This is a genomic window from uncultured Actinomyces sp. (genome assembly GCF_963526355.1).
In the GTDB taxonomy this organism is placed as follows: Bacteria; Actinomycetota; Actinomycetes; order Actinomycetales; family Actinomycetaceae; genus Actinomyces.
This window is the reverse complement of the sequence record NZ_CAUROW010000173.1, coordinates 1-2,886: the sequence shown is the minus strand read 5'-3', so window position 1 is coordinate 2,886 and position 2,886 is coordinate 1. Positions and strand designations below refer to the sequence as shown.

Here is a 2,886-nt window from a genome sequence, read left to right as displayed (position 1 = left end):
GTTTGACATGAACGTCCAGGGTTTTCGTATCTCCCTCGTAATCGGGTCCCCAGAGGCGCTCGATGATCTGACCGCGGGTGAGAACCCGGCCGGGGTGCCGCAGGAACAGCTCCAGGAGCTCGAACTCCCGCAGCGGCATAGCCACGGGCTCGCCGTCGACCCTGACCTCGTGCCGCTCCACGTCCATGCGCACCCGCCCAAAGGACAGGACCTGCTCGGGCTCCTGGGGTACGGCCCGGCTGCGGCGCAGGACCGCTTTGAGGCGCGCCAGGAGCTCCCGGTAGGAGTAGGGCTTGGTGACGTAGTCGTCGGCGCCGATCTCCAGACCAACGATCTTGTCCAGCTCGGTGTCCTTGGCAGTGAGCATGATGACCGGCACGGAGGAGGTGCGCCGGATGCGCGTGCACACCTCGGTCCCGTCCAAGCGGGGCAGCATGAGGTCCAGCAGGACCAGGTCGATGGGGCCGACACCACCGGGGCGACGGGAGGCCTCGAAGACTTCGACGGCGCGCTGGCCGTCCTGGGCCTCCACCACCTCGAAGCCGTCGCGTCGCAGACCGAGAGCGAGCGGGTCGCGGAAATTCTCCTCATCCTCGACCAGCAGGATACGGACCGGGCCGGATGACGCAGGAGGCAGTGCCGCGGAGGGGTCTGTGGAGCTCACGACGTGCTCCTCGCGGACCGACCGGCTGCGCCGTCGACCGGATCATCCTGCAACGCCCCGTTCTCGACCGGTTCCCCCTCGCCCAGGCGTGGCAGCACGAGGGTGAAGGTGGAGCCGCGCCCCGGTGCCGACCACAGTTCGACGGTGCCGCCGTGGTCGGCGGCCACGTGCTTGACGATGCTCAGGCCCAGGCCGGTGCCGCCGGTGGCACGGGAGCGGGCCTTGTCGACGCGGTAGAAGCGCTCGAAGACGCGCTCCTGCTCCTCCTTGGGGATGCCAATGCCCTGGTCGACCACGGCGATGCGCACGATATCGGGGGCCTCCGCGTCCAGCGAGACGCCCACTGAGACCCGGGTGCGCGGCTCGGAGTAGCGGATGGCGTTGTCCAGCAGGTTGCGCACGGCGGTGGTGATGAGGGCGGCGTCACCGCGCACCCGCAGTCCTTTGGTCCCGCCGGCCACGAGGGCGATCTGGCGGCCATCGGCCTCGACGCGCACCCGGTCCACGGCCTCGGCGACGACGTCGTCGATGTCGACGACCTCCGGCTCGGCCAGGGCGTCGCCCTCCTGGAGGCGGGTGAGCTCGATGATCTCCTGGACCAGGACGCCCAGGCGGCGGGCCTCCTTGCGCATGCGCCCGGAGTAGTCGCGCACGAAGTCGGGATCGTCGGCACCGGCCTCAACGGTCTCGGCGAGCAGCTGGATCGCACCGACCGGGGTCTTGAGCTCGTGGGAGACGTTGGCGACGAAGTCACGGCGCATGGCCTCCACCCGGCGGGCGGCGGTGTGGTCCTCGATGAGGACGAGGACGCGCCCCTGGCCGATGCCGGCGACCCGCACCTGCAGGTGGAACTGGCCCGATCCCGGCACCCTTCCCCGGGCCACGGTGACGGCGGCGTCCTGGGCACGGCCCGAGGCGCGTACCCGGTTGATCATCGCCGCCACGGTCGGCTCGATGACGGCGTCGTCGCGCACGATGTTGAAGGTGTAGGCCGATGCCGAGGCGCGCAGGACCTCGTCATCGTCGTCGAGGACGACGACGGTCGAGCGCAGAGCGGCCAGGACGGGGACGGCCGTGTCGGTTCCGGCCAGGCCTGCGAGGTCTGCGGCGCTCGTGGCCGCCCTGCGCTCGCGTCGGGACAGCGCGACGCCGATCGCCAACCCCATGCACACAAGGCCCACGGCGGCGGCAACGAGAAGAACGATGACGGTCGGGTCCACCACACTTCCAGGGTAATTGAGACCAGGCGGCGCTTCATGCGTCGAGCCGCCCGCGGGCGCGCCGCTTGCAGCGTCCCGGCAGTACTGCTGTGCTTGAGCCGATATCGTCGAACGGTACGATCCATCGGCATCGGCCCGGAACAGGAGCAGCCTCTATGCGCGCCATCTTCAACCAGGAGCTCAAGCAGCTGGGCTCCGACCTCGAGTCCATGGCCAACCAGGTCGCCACCGCGATCGAGCGAGCCGCGGAGTCCCTGCGTCAAGGGGACATCGTCATCGCCGAGCAGGTGATCGACGCCGACGAGCGCATCAATGACCTTCAGCGCGACATCGACGACCTATGCGTCATGCTACTGGCCCGCCAGCAGCCGGTGGCCGGGGACCTGCGCAACGTCCTGTCGGCGCTGCGCATGGCCCAGACTCTCGAGCGTCAGGGCGACCTGGCTCGCCATGTGGCGGCGATCGCCCGAGGCCGCTACCCCGAGCCACCGCTGCCCGAGCCGGTCCTGGGGCTCATCCTGGAGATGGCGGACCTCGCGGTGCGCGCGGGCAAGGACGTCGCCCGTCTCATCTCGACCCGGGACCTGGAACTGGCCGCCGTCATCCAGTCCAACGACACCGAGCTCGACGCCCTGCACCGGCGCTCCTTCCAGATGATTCTGGACCCGGCCCACGACCTGAGCCGCCAGCAGGTCATCGACGCGGTCCTCATGGGCCGCTTCCTGGAGCGCTTCGGCGATCACTCGACCTCGGTGGCCAGCCGCGTGGCCTATCTCGTCTCAGGGGCCTCCATGCCGGAGACGCACGACGCCGAGGATGCCGACGCGCTCCACTGAGCACCTCACCGCCCCGAAGTCTCACCTGTCACGGCCCGGCCGCGGCAGCCGGAGCCGTTCAGTGCCAAAGAGACGGGCGGCGTCGAACCGGGAGGGCGGGTGCGGCCCCGCCCCGGCCCTGGCCCGCTGCGGGGGGGCCGGGGGGGGCCCGGGCCGGGGGGGGCCC

At 70.5% G+C, this 2,886-nt stretch carries 3 protein-coding genes; 1 reads left to right on the top strand and 2 read right to left on the bottom strand.

Translation table 11 applies throughout. The features are described from left to right. Nucleotides 1-664 (bottom strand): response regulator transcription factor (locus RWR81_RS13370; RefSeq protein WP_314458198.1); only part of this gene is annotated, 664 nt, incomplete at its 3' end. Beyond that, entirely contained in the window at nt 661-1,830 is a 1,170-nt protein-coding gene (locus tag RWR81_RS13365; RefSeq protein ID WP_399498462.1) for a sensor histidine kinase, read from the bottom strand. The genes RWR81_RS13370 and RWR81_RS13365, both read right to left, overlap by 4 nt. Before the next feature lie 209 nt (nt 1,831-2,039). On the opposite strand from RWR81_RS13365, the gene phoU reads away from it, so the two are divergent. Further along, on the top strand, nt 2,040-2,720 hold the full coding sequence (gene phoU, locus RWR81_RS13360) for a phosphate signaling complex protein PhoU (protein WP_314458197.1): 681 nt from the start codon (nt 2,040-2,042) through the stop codon (nt 2,718-2,720). Nucleotides 2,721-2,886 lie beyond the last annotated feature (166 nt).